Raw genomic sequence first — 17,198 nt, 5'->3', positions numbered from 1 at the left:
GGGGGATCCTCCTCTTTCTTTCATAGTAATTATTATTTGTTTAAAATTATTATAAACTAATTATTATTCAAAACTAGATCTTTGTCAACTATTTCCTTCACTTTTTTGGAAACAATTTCAGCCAAACAGTCGATAAATGCAGATTGCGCATTCGGCATATTTGGTCTAAAATATTTGGCATTTAATTCATCCGTTACAACTTTACATTCATAATCGTTGTCATATAAAACTTCTAAATGCTCCGCTACAAAACCAACTGGGCAATATATGAAAGATTCGTACCCATGCTCTTCATATAAATCTTTCGTTAAATCTTGCACATCTGGACCAATCCACGGATCTGGAGTATTCCCAGCACTTTGCCAACCGATTGTATAGTTTTGAATATTTGCAGCTTCTGCAATTAAATCTGCCGTATGCTTTAGTTGTTCTACATATGGGTCTCCTGCTGCAATAATTTTTTCTGGCAAACTATGCGCTGAAAAAATTACGACTGCTTTCTCTTTATCATCAATTTCTGTAAACGTTTCTTTTATTTGGTCTGCCCAATACGAAATAAACTTCGGTTCATCATACCATTGTTCAATTGATTCAATAACAGGACCACCGATTTCTTTTGAAAGACGAATAGCACGGTCATTATACGCTTTAATGCTAAATGTAGAATAATGCGGCGCTAATACGATACTAATCGTTTGCTCAATCCCATTACGCTTCATTTCTTCTACAGCATCTTCTATAAACGGAGCAGTATGTTTTAAACCTAAGTAACAAGTAAATTCATACTCTGTAAATATATTATTCATTGAATCTGTTAATTTATGCGCCTGTTCTTTCGTAATTTTTGCAAGCGGCGAAATTCCACCAATCGCTTTATAGCGCCCAATTAAATCTTCAAGCGCTTCTTCTGATGGCTTACGCCCGTGACGGATATGTGTATAATACGCCTCTACATCGTCTAATGATTCTGGTGTTCCATACGCCATTACGAGTAAACCTATTTTTTTCTTTTTCATCTATATAACACCTCAATTTTATAAATGAGAATCTTTTTCAAGAACATTTGTTTCCAATTATAACAACTAATAATAAATACGTAAAGATAATTATTCTAAATAAGGATTTTTTCTAATATGATTCTGAATTTTATATGACAATTTATTTAATAAAAAGCGACTTACTTATAAAGTAAGTCGCTTTTCTCCTATTCTTTAATATTTACCCCATATTCTTTAAACCAAACGTGAATTTGTGCTAAATGAGCTAAAAGCTGTGGCCCAGTCATCAATTGACCAAACCATGGTGTTTGAAATGCACTGCCGCCAGACTGAATTAATCCGCTCAACTGCTCTTTATCAAACAGTTCGTGTAAAATTGAACCTTTATCCGTTAATAGATTTTGAAGCCATACTGTTACTGCTTTTGTATAGTGCGGATTGTGCGTTTTCGGATAAGGACTCTTCTTTCTATATAAGATGTCATGTGGAAGTATACCTTCTAACGCTTTACGTAATAGACCTTTTTCGCGGTTTTTATACATTTTCATTTCCCAAGGAATATTCCACGCATATTCGACAAGACGATGATCTGCAAATGGAACACGTACTTCTAAGCTCGCCCCCATACTCATGCGGTCTTTTCTGTCTAATAATGTTGTCATAAACCATATCATATTTAAATAAAATAATTGGCGTCTTTTTGCTTCTAGCGGACTTTCCCCCTCTAAAATAGGAACTTCTTGAATCGACTCTTCATAGCGCCTTTGTACATATTGTTGTAAATTTAATTTATTTCTCCATTCTTTTTTTAGAAGTTGTTCACGTGCCTCTGTAGAACGCATCCACGGAAATGCACTCGATTGTAAATCATCTTCTCTATAAAACCACGGATATCCACCAAATATTTCATCTGCACATTCTCCAGATAAGCCAACGACAAAATCTTGTTTAATTTCTCGGCAAAACCATAATAATGACGAATCGATATCTGCCATACCAGGCAAATCACGAACGAGTACTGCTTCAGTTAAATACTCTGCTAATTTTTCATTCGAAATGACGCAGCGATGATGGGTTGGTTTGAAATGTCTCAGTCATTAAATTAATAAACGGAGCATCTGAATTTGGCTGGAATGCATTCGCTTTAAAGTATTTGTCATTATCTTCGTAATCAATAGAATACGTGTGTAATTGCCCTTTTCCCGATCTCTCATATTCTTTCGCTGCAATAGCTGTAATAGCGCTCGAATCTACACCACCCGATAAAAAAGTACATAGTGGTACATCAGAAACAAGCTGTCTTGTAATAGCATCTTGTAATAAAAAGCGCGTTTTCTCTACTGTTTCTTCAAAAGAGTCTTCATGTTTTTTACTTTCTACATTCCAATATCTCCATATACACAAACCGTTCTTTGAAAATGTCATCGCATGACCTGGACGCAATTCTTTTATACCAGCATAAATACCGTGGCCAGGCGTTCTTGACGGTCCGAGCCCGAATATTTCTGATAATCCTTCTAACGTTACTTCCGCCTTCACATCTGGATGCGACAATATCGCTTTTAACTCCGAACCAAATAGTAAGCGTCCGCTATCATATTTATAAAAAAGTGGCTTTACACCTAATCGATCTCTCGCAATAAATACTTGTTCTTTCTGTTCGTCCCATACTGCAAACGCATATATACCGTTTAAATGATCGACACATTCTTCTTTCCATTCAATATAAGAAGCTAATAATACTTCTGTATCAGAATGACCTTTGAACCTATATCCTCTTCTTAATAATTCCTTTCGAATGTCTTCTGTGTTATAAAGTTCACCGTTATAGCAAATGGCGTAATTCGTTTCATCTTTTAAACAAGTCATCGGCTGTTTACCGCCCTCAGGATCCACAACGATTAACCGCTTATGCCCAAATGCGACATTTCCTTTAATCCAAACTTTATTATCATCCGGCCCCCGTTTCGCTAACGTCTCAGCCATCTTCGTAACGACATCTCTTTCTCCTTCTAATGAGCGTTTATAATCCACCCATCCTGTAATCCCGCACATATAAATCATCCTTCCATCTTATTTCTTTTCTTGAACGTGCAGTAATCCCCACCCTGTGAGTGCGGATCAAAAAAATGAAAAACTTGACGATAACCTACTATCCACATATGGAATAGCATTTTCACTCAGTAAAACGTGTTTTATTGTATGCCCACCTATGTCTATATGTGTCTAGTTATAAAGAATGCACGAACTGTCTATAACAGGAATAACTACTTTTCATAAAGGAGAAATCGTGTATGATACAACGTAAACATATTTTATATAATCAGCCCCGTGCTCATACAGTCGGTAATGTAGAATATATAAACAATGAGTGGGTATTCTTTGATGATGAAAATGATGAAGCGTTTTTATTAGAAGATATTGCCGAAGATGGGTTTGAAATTTTGTATAATAACAATTGGCTACCAGCCCGTTTCTATGAACAAGATGTATTACAAATCGCCAACGAGCAACACCATTTGCAAAATGGTGAAATGATACGTATTCGAAAAAAGTTACTTCTTAGCTATAATGAATGGCTGGAGGAATTACCTGACTCTGTCTTCACATTATTAACCGAATCATTGCAATCACTTCACTACTCTTTATATGATTGCATGTATTGTCATAATTATTTATCTTTCTTACCGCAAGAGGAGTCACGCGAAGGAGTAAATATTCTTTTGTTTGATAACGAAGAAATGATCTGTACACTGCAGCACCATTTCGTCCGTCACACTACGTCAAATAAAAATATGTTCCGTTTTACGAAAGTAAATGGAGAAGAGTTGCATATCGATGCGACATAAAGTGAAACTTTAATCAGCGGGGGAGCCCACTGATTATTAGCCTTCACCAATCTGATGTTTACGGGATAAAGTAAAAAACCACCTTATAATCTCCCAAGTCTTTGAGATTATAAGGTGGCTTTATTTTTTATTAGAATACTTTCCAGCCAATCGGTAATTTCAGCCCAAGGTAAAATACTGCTACTAGCGCAACAATAAATAAGCCCCAAACCGCCCCTGTTGGTTTGTTTTTGCTCATTTTCACAAGAACCATTTCCATTCCACCGATAACTAAAATACCAGCTAACATTTTTAAGCCATACCACATGTGCATGCTACCTGTTGCTGTCTTCACAATACTCATGTACAACATGAAGCCTGTCACAATAATAATGATATACATTAGGCGAAGCCCCATATGTACACCTTTCCCTTTTCTTCCTGCTGAATAAAGTGAATACGCAACGAAGAATAAAATTAAACCTAACGCCCATGCTGTAATATGCATATGTACCATCGTATCCCTTACCTCCTCTTTTCACACTTTTTCACTTTATATGATAACATGTTCATTTATTTTCAGGAAATGTTTCGCTTTTTTACATTTAAATGCTATAATATTTAGAGTATTTACAAACTTCTTGTAATAACAAAAGGGGGAACAATCATGATTCAAACTAAGGATATTATCGAACTTACAGACACATACGGAGCAAATAACTATCACCCACTTCCAATCGTTATTTCTAAAGCAGAAGGTGTTTGGGTAGAAGATCCTGAAGGAAACCGCTATATGGACTTATTAAGTGCATATTCTGCAGTAAACCAAGGTCATCGTCACCCGAAAATTATTAACGCTTTAATTGACCAAGCTAATCGTGTTACGTTAACTTCTCGTGCTTTCCATAGCGATCAATTAGGTCCTTGGTACGAAAAAGTTGCGAAACTAACTAATAAAGAAATGGTACTTCCAATGAATACAGGTGCTGAAGCTGTTGAAACTGCAATTAAAACAGTTCGTCGCTGGGCTTATGATGTGAAGAAAGTGGAAGCAAACCGTGCTGAAATCATCGTTTGTGAAGATAACTTCCACGGACGTACAATGGGTTCTGTTTCTATGTCTTCAAATGAAGAGTACAAGCGTGGATTCGGTCCAATGCTTCCTGGCATCGTTGTAATTCCTTACGGTGATTTAGAAGCATTAAAAGCCGCAATTACACCAAACACAGCAGCATTCATTTTAGAGCCAATTCAAGGTGAAGCAGGAATTAATATCCCACCAGCTGGTTACTTAAAAGAAGCTTTTGAAGTATGTAAAAAAGAAAACGTTTTATTTGTAGCAGATGAAATCCAAACTGGCTTAAGCCGTACTGGTAAAGTATTTGCTTGTGACTGGGACAATGTAACTCCTGACATGTACATACTTGGTAAAGCACTTGGCGGCGGTGTGTTCCCAATCTCTTGCGTAGCAGCAAACCGCGACATTTTAGGTGTATTTGAGCCAGGTTCTCACGGTTCTACATTCGGTGGTAATCCACTTGCATGTGCTGTTTCTATCGCGGCTCTTGAAGTGTTAGAAGAAGAAAAATTAACAGAGCGTTCTCTTCAATTAGGTGAAAAATTAGTTGGGCAATTAAAAGAGATTGATAACCCAATGATCACTGAAGTTCGTGGTAAAGGTTTATTCATCGGTATCGAATTAAACGAGCCAGCTCGTCCTTACTGTGAACAACTAAAAGCAGCTGGTCTATTATGTAAAGAAACACACGAAAATGTAATTCGTATCGCACCACCTCTAGTAATCTCTGAAGAAGATTTAGAGTGGGCATTCCAAAAAATTAAAGCTGTATTATCGTAATGATAGAGAGGTTGTCCGACATGTTGGGACAACCTCTTTCTTTTTATATTCATTTATATTAAGATGAAATTGTAATTTTCTGTATTTTAAAATCGTAAAGGAGGTGCGACATGCTATTAAGATATGGTAAACATATTAACTATTTAGCTACAGCTTTTATTTTAGTTACATTCTTTGGTTTCCTACTTTCCACAACATGGCTTCATTACTCAACTCCTACTACACTCACACTACTGAAAGCATCATTTTGGACTGCTGTTATTCTTACTATCATTGGTTTTGGACGAGAAAAAAGCGCACTTACGGTTATACTATTTGGCATTTGTACACTTGCATTCATTGGTCTTTACACTTTTGCCGTTATCGATTACCTCTATAACCCAAGGCCATAAAAAAAGAGCTATCTTTTAACAAGATAGCTCTTTTCTTTATTTCACTACATTTCGTAAAGTACCAATTCCTTCTACTGTAATGACCACTTCATCACCAGCATGTAAAAACTTCGGTGGTGTAAAACCTTTTCCGACACCAGCCGGCGTTCCTGTTGCAATAATATCACCTGGTTCTAAAGTCATTCCTTTACTTATCGTTGAAATAATTTCTTCTATTGAAAAAATCATTTTATTTGTGTTAGAAGTTTGCCTTACTTCTCCATTTACTACCGTTTCAATGTGTAATGCATTCGGCGCATTAACCACCGATTTATGAATTAAATACGGTCCCATCGGACAAAATGTATCGAAGCTTTTCCCAAAGAAAAACTGTTTATGTTTTCTTTGAATGTCTCGAGCTGTTACATCATTGATAATCGTATAACCAAAAACATGCTCAAGCGCTTTTTCTTTTTTTATTTGCTTCCCTCGCTTACCAATAATGATAGCTAATTCTCCTTCATAATCTAGTTCGTCCGTTGCATGAGGGTGACCATTAATTTGCTCATTTATGCCAATAACTGTTGTTGGTGCTTTCGTAAAGATCATTATATTTTCTGGAATAGACTCTACTCCGCCCATTTCTACCGCATGCTCACGATAGTTTTTTCCAACGCACAAAATATTCTTTCTTGGCCTTGGAATCGGCGCTAATATTTTCACCTCTGTTAACGGATAATACGCCGCTTCCCCGTTCTCTTTTGCCCAATTTACAATTTCACATACTTTCTCAAAGCATTCAGTCCCTCTTTCAATACACTCTAACATTGTAATAGGGATTGTAACCTTTTCCCCTTTTTGTCTTTGCGCTTCTCTTAAGTGTAATACCTTTTCTTCTTCTTCATCTACAATACCTACAAATACCTTTTCTTCTTTCTTCGCCGTTACAAAACGCAATATTTCCACTCTCCATCCTAAAACTCATACCCTTTAATTGTATTCGCATCCGCAAGAAAAAAACCTTCTCATGCACGCTAATTTTTACAATATTCTTCTCATCCCTTATTCGTTACCCCTTTATCATTTGGCATAAAATGTAGAAATTTTACTTTTTTTAGCGAATGCATTTCTTTTTTATGAAGTTTTTGTATAATATGTACTACATATATACTAAAAATTTCATTTAGAGATGGAGCCGATTTCAATGTTTGAGCAAGCGATTGAAAAAAAACGTGAAAAAATGATTTATTTTGCTGAACGCTATGGAATGACTTCTCAAAAAACAGTGGATTGTAGCCAAGAACTGGACAGGCTCTTAAATGTAATTTGTCATGTACATACGGATTTACACCCTAATCAAACGTTCAAAACACACACGCAATAATGCGTGTGTTTCTTTTATTTCAAAAAAATACACATTTTATTGGAAACGCCCATACAATAGTAGAAAAGAAAATTTTAAAAACGAAGGGTGTTTTGTATGCCAGCTATGGTCGGACATATTCGTATCGTCAATATTGGATCAAGTGGTATTTTTCATATTGGAGATGTATTTGCGATTAGGCCTATTAGTTACTCACGTGCTTTCGCCGGGGCCGGCTCTTTCAACGTTGGAGATAATGTTTCTGTCTACAATTATCAAAGTGCAACGACTGTCAACGATTCAGATGTAATCGATCAAGCGATAATTGGCTCAACTTAAAGGAGGCAATTGCATTGAATTTTTATGTAAACCAAAGTATCATCATCAACAGTATTAAAATTGATAGCATTACAACCTCTTCTGTGTTCCAAATTGGTACTGCCGGAAGTATTAAAGCCCTATCTAAATTTTCAAATACGGGCGGATTTACGGAACCGCTTCGCCCATTACAGGCAAAAGGACAAATTATTTCTATCAAACCATCAACTAGTTCTTCTTAAGACATCCTTGTCATAAATATATAGCAGGAATATTTTTACCCTCCCTATTGAAAAGGAGGTTTCACAAATGAATCAAGATATATATACTTACTTACACCAACTTCAACAAGCTCTTCAAACACAACAAGCAGCCATCCTAAATTTAGAAGATCAAGTGCGCCAACTCCAAGAAGAGCTTAACGAATTAAAAAATCGCCCCTCCTCTTCTGTAGGAAAAGTGGAATACAAATTCGATCAATTAAAAGTCGAAAATTTAAATGGTACTTTAAATATTGGTTTAAACCCATTTTCAGCAAAAGGACAACAAATTGAAGATTTTCAAGTGGATACAGAAACATTGAAGGTAAACCCTGAAACCGAAACAAACCCAGACTTTTATCAAGGTATCCTCCAAGAAATGCATCGATACTTAGATGAAGAAGCATATAATCGTATTCTCCATTTTGAACAAGAAGAGAGAACACCGCTTGATGAAATGTATCGACAAATGATGGTGGATGACATAAAAAAACAGATGGAGCATCGACTCCCTTATTATTTATCACAAGCGCAATCATATGAAGGTATTTCAACAGATCCAGATTATTTACGAGATATCATTATTCAGGCAATGAAACAAGATATTGACAAAGCCTTTCTCTCCTTTATTCAGCACATACCGGGAAATTTCCGAAAGGAGTAAGTATGTATGAACCTTAACGTTGTAAACCGTGAGTTAAAAGTCGGACAGATTAAAATGAACGGTGTATCGTCGTCCGCACTCTTTTTAATTGGAGATGCAAATCTCCTCATTCTATCTTCTATTCTCGATACACCATTTGAAACAGTTACAGAGGGTCCATTTGTACCATTAGTAACAGATGTCCCTCCTACTCCAGGTTAAGGAGACTGAAAAATTATGTTGCATCATGTGTCTATTGTCCAAAATGTTTCTATTGTTTCGTTAGGGATTGCTGCCGTATTTCAAGTTGGAGATGCCAATCAAATGGAATTAAAAAGTAGAGCTATTGCCGTCCACCGTGAAATTCCTTGTTATATACGGGGAGAAGGTAGCTTTGATGCTTTTGAAATCTTTACAGATGAACACATTACAATTCCAAAACGAACGACAGATGTAAAATTAAATATTGTAAATGAATGCCCTTTTATTGAAGTGAATAACGTTGAATTGCGCACACTTTTAAACTCTGGTGGATTTCAAATTGGAAATGTTGATTATGTTTTTAATAACTCTCGTATTATGCAAATCCGCCAATATATTACAGATGAACCTTCCGCACAATAATTCATATAGTAATTACAAAGTTTAGTAAAGTAGGTGGATGGATATGCCTTCTGTTGTTGGAAATCTCGTCGTTCAAAACAGTAACGGTTCTTTCAATTTAGGAGATTTTTATAACGTTTCTCCGAAAGAAAACACGAAAGCTTATAATGGGTCCGGAGCTTCCAATGTTGGATTTGTCGTGAATACGTTTAACGGTGTTAGTGCAACGAATACATTTGATTCTGATGTGGCAGATCAAGATCAGATTGGAACAGCGTAAAAAAAGTAGGAGATATTCTCCTACTTTTTTCTTTTATGTAATTCAAAATTATTAAAATGAAATTTTAATAAGCAAGAGCTTTACAGTCCACAAATAGTGGTATAAACAAGTAAGTAGTGAAGAGGCACTATTTTATTTAAATGATAACCAACTCTCCTCCAAAACCTTCTTAAGCTTCGGCAAAGACGCAGGTCCCATACCATGCAGTTTTAAAATTTCTTTTTCACTATATTTTGAGAGTTCTTCTACAGTTTGAATTCCACGGTGCTCTAATGCCCTTCTTGCTGGCGCTGAAAGAAGAGAGAGAAAACTTTCTTTTGGTTTTCTCTCTTTCTCACAGACTGGGCAAGTTGGACAATCGCTACTTTTATAGTACTCGTGTCCCTGTTCACAAGTTCTTAACGTTTTTTCCGTTACCATTTACAAGCCCCTCTATTCTTCAATATTTACAACGTGATTCCCATCAAAGAAGTATAAACATTTCTCTTTTACAGGATGTTGTAAGCTTTTCTCCAGTGCTTTTGCATATAACGAAAGCTGCACTTTATATCGATCTTCTAAAATTGGTTTCGCTTGTTCGAATCCGCCTGGGAATTTCCCTTCAATCGTATCTGTTTTAAAGTCGATTAACGTAATGCCATCTTCCTCTTCAATCATGCAGTCGATAACCCCTTGGACAAGAATCGTTTCTTCACTCTTCCCTTGCCAATCTTGATATGCTTCTTCTGCTGCAAGCATCATCGTAAATGGTACTTCACGCTCAACACTTTTCGCCGCTAATACCCTTTTACCTAAGTCACTGTCAAAGAATGAAATTACTTTTTCAATCGCTATTTCTTCCGCCTGCTCGAATGTTAATAATTCCTTATTTACCATTCCAGCAATTTGCTCTTGAAGAACTTCAACCGTAATCGGCTTCTTCAAATCAACATGCTGCATAACGGCATGGACTGCTGTTCCGCGCTCTGCGTACGTTAACCCTTTTTTCTCCATAAAGCGCGGGCGTGTTTTAATTGGTGCACGTAGTTTTTTAATAAAGGCGTTATCGCTACCTTCTTCAGATTGATAATTTCTCTTTATTTCTGTAACAGATTGCTTCGCACGATGAGATGTCGCATCCTCATATCCGTACTTCCACATTAATCTGTCGTACACTTCTTCTTTCCGTTCACTTTGCAGGGGAACAGCCTTTTTCTCACGAAGCGCTTCTAACAATTCTTGTTTCTCTTCTTGAACTGGCTCTGGTGCAAGTAGTGTGTTACCGTCCACAACTTCTACTTTCCAGCTAGTGTCATATCCGTAAATTTCATCCGGAATGCTTCCTTGTCCTAATTCAAGAAGCATTTCACTATCACGGTGTCTATATAATGAAGGTGCAATCCAGTCTAAATAACAAGACGCTCCGGCACGTATGTGATCTGGTAATAACCATTCACTATGTTCCCTCGCATCAAGCCATTTTTCCATTTCCTTATTTGCATCCTTAACTGTTCCGATTAAAATTAACTTCTCTTTCGCACGCGTCAATGCTACGTATAGTACGCGCATTTCTTCCGCAATTAATTCCATTTTCATTTTACGCTTAATCGCAAGCTGTGATAATGTTGTATATTTAATTCGTTTACGCGGATCGATAAATTGCGAACCGAAACCGAAATCTTTATGCAATAAGAAACGTTTCATTAAGTCTTGTGTATTAAAACGACGACCAAGTCCAGCTACAAATACGACCGGGAACTCTAGCCCTTTACTTTTATGAATCGTCATAATGCGAACAACGTCTTCTTGTTCACCGAGGGCCCTCGCCGTACCCATATCATCACCGCGTTCTAAAATACGTTCAATAAAACGTAAGAAGCGGAATAATCCTCTAAATGATGTTGCTTCATATTGTCTTGCGCGGTCATATAGTACGCGTAAGTTTGCCTGCCTTTGCTTTCCAGCTGGTAAACCGCCAACGAAGTCGTAATAACCTGTCTCACCGTACACTTTCCAAATTAAATCAGAAAGTGATTGTTGACGGGCGAATTCACGCCATCCTTGCAGTAAGTTATAAAACCACTCTAATTTATCATGAAGTTCTTGCTCCTCTTCAAGCGGTGCCCCTTTTAAGAATGAGCTCATTACTTCATAAAACGAGCCTTTCTTTCCATGAGCACGAAGCGTTGCAAGTTCTTCATCGCTCAATCCAACGATTGGGGAACGAAGTACAGCGGCAAGCGGAATATCTTGCATCGGATTATCAATAACGCGGAATACGTTCATCATAATATTTACTTCCGTCGCTTCAAAATAACCAGTCGCGAGGTCAGCGTATACTGGAATTCCTTGTAATTTTAACTCTTCCATAATTTGCGGGGCCCACGGCATGGAGCGAAGTAAAATAACGAAATCGCGATATTGCACCGGACGCATACTATCATTTTTACGGTCATACACTTCATAACCGGAATCAACCATCGCTTTAATGCGCTGCGCCATAAGGCGAGCTTCAAGCTGTGCTTTTTCGACTTCTGCACCTTCTTCACCGTCTATTACTTCTTCTTCCGTTTGCTGAATACATAATAATTCTGCTGCTACATCTTCACCTTCTGGATAGGTAGCACCTAGCTTTAGTTCAGCGTCAGCATCGTAGTCAATTTCCCCAACTTCTTCGCCCATAATTTGTTTAAAAATAAAGTTCGTACCTGCTAGTACTTCATGACGACTACGGAAGTTTTTCGCTAAGTCAATCTTCATTCCGCCGCCCAATCCTTCTTGTGTGAAGCGTTTATATTTTCCTAGGAATAGTCCTGGCTCGGCTAGTCGGAAACGATAAATCGACTGCTTTACGTCACCAACCATGAACAAGTTTCCTTCACTCTCAGAATCTTTCGTTACGAATTTAATAATGGATTCCTGTACAAAGTTCGTGTCTTGATATTCATCGACTAATACTTCAGCAAATTTATTACGATATTGGAGTGCCACTGCTGACGGATTCATTTCACCATTTTCACTTTGTTCACTTAAAATTTGTAAACAGAAATGCTCTAAATCTGTGAAATCGACCATTCCTTTATCTCGCTTCATCGCTTGGAAACGCTCTGTAAATACTTTTACAAGTTGAACAAGCTTTTCTAATACTGGGTGCATATCTTGAAAATCTCGTAAGAAACTTTCAGGTTTGCGGCTAAATAACTCTTCTTGTAATTTCTTCACTTCATCTTTCGCTTTATTACGAAGAGAGTCTACTTGTTTTACAACATCTTCATTGTAATCACTTTTCTTAATACGCTTTAACGTTTGCCACGATACGTTTTGCATCGCTTCATACACACTTGTCCACGACTCACGAGCAGCTGATGATAGCGTTCCAAGTAATGCTACATCTGCTTGCAGGGTTTCAATGCGAGGCGCTGGACCGTCAGGAAGCATTGCGAGTTCAGTTGCCTTACGAATATGCTGTTCCGCTGTTTCAAGCTGGAATTTCACATCTTCTAATAAATAAGAAGCATATACTAAATCTTCAATTGTCTTTCCTTCTACGTCATATGCTTCTACTAATTTATCAAGCCATTTTTCCGGATTTGGATGCGCTCTTGATTCTGTATGAAGCGCTAAAATCATACGTTGTAAGTCATCATCACTACGGTCACTCGTATAACGATCAACAAGTTCAAAGAAGATTGTATTATCTTCGATTCCGTACTCTTCTTCTAATATGTCATCTAGCACTTCTTCTTTTAACAATTCATTTTCTGTTTGATTCGCAATACGGAAACGAGGATCAACATCAAGCATGTAGTAATATCCTCTAATTACTTGTAAACAGAATGAGTGAATTGTTGAAATGGAAGCTTTATTTAATAGGCTCAGCTGCTTTCTTACGTGTTGAGAGCCTGGTTCATCAATTAATACCTTTTCTAACGCTTCCCCGATTCGGTTTTTCATCTCTTGCGCTGCTGCATTCGTAAATGTTACAACGAGCAGGCGGTCGACATCGACTGGGTTCTCTTCATTAATAATCTTTTTAATAATACGTTCAACTAATACTGCTGTTTTACCTGATCCAGCTGCAGCAGCAACTAAAATATCACGTCCGTTCGCTACAACAGCTTTCCACTGGTCATCTGTCCATTGACTACCTTCTGGTTTTTTAGGCCAATTTTCTATCATTCTCCGCCAACCTCCTCTCTTATTTTCTCCATCGCTTCGCTATCTTTCATATCTTTTAACGATCGAAACTGATTATCTTCCAGTGACTCATCAAATTGACAAACAGATTTGAAGTTACAGAACGTACATGCTGCTTTATTCCCCATTTTATAAGGAGCAATATCGATAACACCTTCTGTAATATCTTTTCCGATATTTTCAAACGTATGGTGTACATATTTTTGCAGTACGTTAAACTCTTGCTCACTTGCAATACTTGAACGCGCACTAAAGCTACCGTCTTTTTTCAGGCCAGCAGAAATAATATCTGAGCTTCCTGTTGAAAGTTTGTTATCCATTAAACGAACAACGTCAGCATCTCCTAATACGAGTCCTTTCATTTTAAATTTCTTTAAAATTTCTTTTTCAATTTCAGCTTCCGTTGCGTCACCTTTCATCTCAACGATTGGGTTATGAATATGGAAATACAATACACCAGCTGGTGATGCTGCGTGGCCTTTTTTCATCCACGTCTGTGCATTCGAAGTAACAACATCTAAATACGTTAACATTTGAAGTGCTAATCCGTAATACACTTCCGTTAAATCTAACGCTTTTGAACTTGATTTATAATCAATAATACGTAAGAACGTCCCGTTTTCATCTTCTGCCTTATCAACACGGTCAATACGGCCGACTACTTCCATCTTTACACCATTTGGTAATGAGAATTCCATCGGCGGAAGTGACCCTGTACCTCCCATACCGAACGGCACCTCTAAATCAACTGGTACGAATCCGCTTGACTTCGCATGTTCACGAAGAATGATTGACGTACGGAAAATGATTTGTTGTAGTTTTTGTTTTAAATAGAAATGACGGTTTGAACTTAATAAAATTTGTCGTTGTAATAACGGCGCAATTTCTTCTATTACTAAAACAGAAAGATGCTCACACTCTTTTATGGATAAATCCGCCCAAGTGCGGTTTTCACGCAATAACTTGTCCGCAATTTTCTTTAATGCCGCATGGAATAATTCGCCGATGTCTGGCGCATCAAGCTTGAAAATATCACGCTCTCTAAGCGATAAACCGTGCTGCGCAAAATGAGCGTATGCACAACGATTAAATAGTTCCATACGAGAGACGCTTCCTTTAATTATATCTCCGTATAAATCTCTACTTACTGCTGTACTTAGTTTCTTCGCACGATTTCGATAGAATAAACTTGATAAGACGCGGCTACTTTTTTGTTTCCATTCATCTGAAGTTACGTAGAAATTATATACGTCCCACCAAAAGTCTAAATTCCCTTCAAATCCGTATCGCTTCCACGTTAGTAGATGCTGCATAACGTAAGATAACGTTACTTCTGGCGTTGCTACATATGAAATTTGTTCTGAACGTGATAAATCATTTACGTCATTCGAAATAAATGAATCTTTCACATTAGGGAACATTCTTTTTATTTTCTTAATAAAGCTAGACGCAAGTAACGTCTTTCCTTCTTCATCTGCAAGCGGGCATGAAATGTATAACTTCTCAGATGCTCTCGTTACCATTTGATACATAACGAACTGTTCTTCTAACAAAGTTTGTCTCGTCGTTGGCGCTAATTCAATCCCTGCCGCACCAAGAACTTCTCTTTCCTCATCAGAAAGCATACCTTCATCCATAGGTGCTACTGGAATGACACCCTCATTTACACCTATAATAAACGTTGCTCTCACATCAGATAATCTGGAGTGATCAATATTAGCAATTAACACTTGGTCTAATGACGGCGGAATGTTAGCAAATTGAAGTGCCTCAAGACCAGTCGACATAACGTCAGTAAACATAGAAAGAGACATTTTCTCTTCCCCAAGCATCTCTACAAATGTATCAAGAAGGCTCATTACTTCTTCCCATACTTGTTCATGATCTGTCGCAAATAAGAAATCTCCACTTTCTTCTGCACGTATACGTAATTCTTCTAGTTTTTTCGGAACATCCAGTTCTTCTAAAAACAAGTAAACTGCTTCACACATTTGCATAACTGTTCCTGCACGCTTTAACCTTTTTTGCATGCGAATAACAGGTGTTCTTACAACGTCACGTAGCCTATTTATTTTCTCTTCCATTTCACGTTCACTGTCTGTAATCATCCCGTTCGTATCATCAAGAGAACGATAACGGCGATACATCCATGGATCTTCAGCAGTCCATCTCTTTCCTTGTACACCGTACGCTAAACAGTAATTTTCAAATTCATCCATTTCTTCACGCATCGCTTCTTTTCTTACGTCTAATGGATATAAAAGCTCTGTTTTCACGCAGCGGAACACCGCATCATAACGCCAATTCCCACTAATAATCTCGAGTGCAGAACGAATACATTCTACTAATGGGTGATGTGACATCGGGCGCTTTTCATCGATGAAGTGCGGGATATTATAATCTGTAAATAACGTTCGCATCACATCGTAATAACTTTCCCCATTACGAAGAAGCACTGCAATATCCCGGTAACGATATTTTTCGTCCGCAACAAGTTTACGAATTTCACGAGCAACACCTTCTACCTCCGCTCGTAAATTCGCAGCTGTACTAATCGTTACACTCGCTTCACCGTTAAATTTTTCATTCGGACGCGCTTCATAATGAGCTTCTAAATGCGCTAATGCCGGAGAATGAAAACGCGGCTGTTCCATAAGTGGAATTGTTTTTTCAATTTCTATTTTCTCTTCACGCGCTACTTGTTTTATTTTTTCATACGTTAACGTCGTTTCATAAAATAAATCGAGTTCATTTACTGGCTGCGCTAACGTTTTTTCATCTATCGTTAACGTGATCGTAACTCTCGCTCCGCAAATCATAAGCTGTCTTACAATCTCTAACTCTTGCGGGGAGAATGAATGAAATCCGTCTATATAAATTTCCGCACCATTTACATATTCAGACTGCGGAAGCTTTTCCACTAGCAATTGCAGGTAGTCTTCTGAATCTAAATATTTTCCAATTAAAGCACGTTCAAAATCATCGTATAACAGCTGTAAATCATACACTTTATTCGCTAGTAACTTTTGTTCGGCACTGCTACTATGCGCATCTAATTGTTGCCACATTTCATATACGTTAGATGGCGTTACATTGTAACGTTTAAACTCTGCAATCATACTACCAAGATGTTCAAAGAAACCGTTTTGCTCCGCTGCTTTTTGGAACACCGATAATCCATCTTTACGAGACTCTACAATTTTACGGAGTAACATATGTACACCAGCTTCATCAATATGAAGACGACTCGCTCCGCCAACTTCTTGCAGTACCTTCCACGCTAATCGTGAAAAACTAAAAACTTGTGCCCGAATAGAACCTCTTACATCCTCACTTCCAATTAACGCCTGCTGCGTCTGGAATGTCATCTGTTCTGGCACAAGATATAATATTGTTTTCCCTCTCGGGCGTTGTTTTAACTCTTCTTGCACTTCGCGTAAACAAAGTGTACTTTTTCCACTTCCCGCTCTACCAATCACAAATCGAAGTGACATGTAACC

The 17,198-nt window shown here is 37.6% G+C and carries 16 protein-coding genes and 1 pseudogene; 10 read left to right on the top strand and 7 right to left on the bottom strand.

Annotated features, from left to right (window positions below; translation table 11 throughout):
* Window positions 1-56: 56 nt before the first annotated feature.
* Together hemH and asnB are read right to left on the bottom strand one after the other, a co-directional pair.
* Window positions 57-1,016, bottom strand: a complete 960-nt coding sequence (hemH, locus tag BC_RS05770) for a ferrochelatase (RefSeq protein WP_000727378.1) — start codon at window positions 1,014-1,016, stop codon at window positions 57-59.
* Window positions 1,017-1,204: 188 nt separating this feature from the next.
* Window positions 1,205-3,053, bottom strand: a pseudogene (gene asnB, locus BC_RS05765) (asparagine synthase (glutamine-hydrolyzing)).
* A gap of 239 nt (window positions 3,054-3,292) precedes the next feature.
* On the opposite strand from asnB, the gene BC_RS05760 reads away from it, so the two are divergent.
* Window positions 3,293-3,847: a DUF2777 domain-containing protein gene (locus BC_RS05760; RefSeq protein ID WP_000616046.1), complete on the top strand. Its 555-nt coding sequence runs from the start codon at window positions 3,293-3,295 to the stop codon at window positions 3,845-3,847.
* A 130-nt stretch (window positions 3,848-3,977) separates the two neighbouring features.
* On the opposite strand, the gene BC_RS05755 is transcribed toward BC_RS05760, so the two are convergent.
* The gene (locus BC_RS05755) at window positions 3,978-4,343 is read right to left on the bottom strand and encodes a YisL family protein (protein ID WP_000233494.1); all 366 of its coding nucleotides are present in this window, start codon (window positions 4,341-4,343) and stop codon (window positions 3,978-3,980) included.
* Window positions 4,344-4,493: 150 nt separating this feature from the next.
* Here BC_RS05755 and rocD point away from each other — a divergent pair, with 150 nt between their 5' ends.
* Entirely contained in the window at window positions 4,494-5,684 is a 1,191-nt protein-coding gene (gene rocD, locus BC_RS05750) for an ornithine aminotransferase (protein WP_000616659.1), read from the top strand.
* Window positions 5,685-5,794: 110 nt separating this feature from the next.
* A complete protein-coding gene (locus BC_RS05745) occupies window positions 5,795-6,076 on the top strand; it encodes a hypothetical protein (protein WP_000926857.1) in 282 nt (93 codons plus the stop codon).
* 36 nt (window positions 6,077-6,112) lie between these two features.
* Here BC_RS05745 and BC_RS05740 read toward each other — a convergent pair whose 3' ends face one another.
* Entirely contained in the window at window positions 6,113-7,012 is a 900-nt protein-coding gene (locus BC_RS05740; protein WP_001213070.1) for a fumarylacetoacetate hydrolase family protein, read from the bottom strand.
* Window positions 7,013-7,259: 247 nt separating this feature from the next.
* Here BC_RS05740 and BC_RS05735 point away from each other — a divergent pair, with 247 nt between their 5' ends.
* From BC_RS05735 to gerPF, 7 genes are all read left to right on the top strand, one after another.
* Complete coding sequence (locus BC_RS05735) at window positions 7,260-7,439, top strand: aspartyl-phosphate phosphatase Spo0E family protein (RefSeq protein ID WP_000462841.1); 180 nt, start codon at window positions 7,260-7,262, stop codon at window positions 7,437-7,439.
* Window positions 7,440-7,535: 96 nt separating this feature from the next.
* Window positions 7,536-7,757: a spore germination protein GerPA gene (gene gerPA / locus BC_RS05730; protein ID WP_001111187.1), complete on the top strand. Its 222-nt coding sequence runs from the start codon at window positions 7,536-7,538 to the stop codon at window positions 7,755-7,757.
* A gap of 14 nt (window positions 7,758-7,771) precedes the next feature.
* Entirely contained in the window at window positions 7,772-7,978 is a 207-nt protein-coding gene (gene gerPB, locus BC_RS05725) for a spore germination protein GerPB (RefSeq protein WP_001012508.1), read from the top strand.
* Window positions 7,979-8,045: 67 nt separating this feature from the next.
* Complete coding sequence (gene gerPC, locus BC_RS05720; RefSeq protein ID WP_001070760.1) at window positions 8,046-8,660, top strand: spore germination protein GerPC; 615 nt, start codon at window positions 8,046-8,048, stop codon at window positions 8,658-8,660.
* Window positions 8,661-8,666: 6 nt separating this feature from the next.
* Complete coding sequence (gene gerPD / locus BC_RS05715) at window positions 8,667-8,861, top strand: spore germination protein GerPD (protein WP_001052807.1); 195 nt, start codon at window positions 8,667-8,669, stop codon at window positions 8,859-8,861.
* A 15-nt stretch (window positions 8,862-8,876) separates the two neighbouring features.
* The gene (locus BC_RS05710) at window positions 8,877-9,263 is read left to right on the top strand and encodes a spore germination protein GerPE (protein WP_000902333.1); all 387 of its coding nucleotides are present in this window, start codon (window positions 8,877-8,879) and stop codon (window positions 9,261-9,263) included.
* A 43-nt stretch (window positions 9,264-9,306) separates the two neighbouring features.
* On the top strand, window positions 9,307-9,522 hold the full coding sequence (gene gerPF, locus BC_RS05705; protein ID WP_001141566.1) for a spore germination protein GerPF: 216 nt from the start codon (window positions 9,307-9,309) through the stop codon (window positions 9,520-9,522).
* A 132-nt stretch (window positions 9,523-9,654) separates the two neighbouring features.
* On the opposite strand, the gene BC_RS05700 is transcribed toward gerPF, so the two are convergent.
* Genes BC_RS05700 through addB form a run of 3 tightly spaced genes read right to left on the bottom strand, consistent with a single transcriptional unit; the run spans window position 9,655 to window position 17,192 of the window.
* Complete coding sequence (locus tag BC_RS05700) at window positions 9,655-9,942, bottom strand: RNA polymerase alpha subunit C-terminal domain-containing protein (protein WP_000255732.1); 288 nt, start codon at window positions 9,940-9,942, stop codon at window positions 9,655-9,657.
* Between the two features lie 12 nt (window positions 9,943-9,954).
* Complete coding sequence (addA, locus tag BC_RS05695; protein WP_000572298.1) at window positions 9,955-13,680, bottom strand: helicase-exonuclease AddAB subunit AddA; 3,726 nt, start codon at window positions 13,678-13,680, stop codon at window positions 9,955-9,957.
* Window positions 13,677-17,192, bottom strand: a complete 3,516-nt coding sequence (gene addB, locus BC_RS05690; RefSeq protein WP_000058591.1) for a helicase-exonuclease AddAB subunit AddB — start codon at window positions 17,190-17,192, stop codon at window positions 13,677-13,679. Before addB ends, addA begins: the two co-directional genes overlap by 4 nt.
* Window positions 17,193-17,198: the final 6 nt, after the last annotated feature.

Source organism: Bacillus cereus ATCC 14579, assembly GCF_000007825.1.
Classification (GTDB): Bacteria; Bacillota; Bacilli; order Bacillales; family Bacillaceae_G; genus Bacillus_A; species Bacillus_A cereus.
The sequence above is the reverse complement of the archived record's forward strand: the minus strand, read 5'-3'. Positions and strand labels throughout refer to the sequence as shown.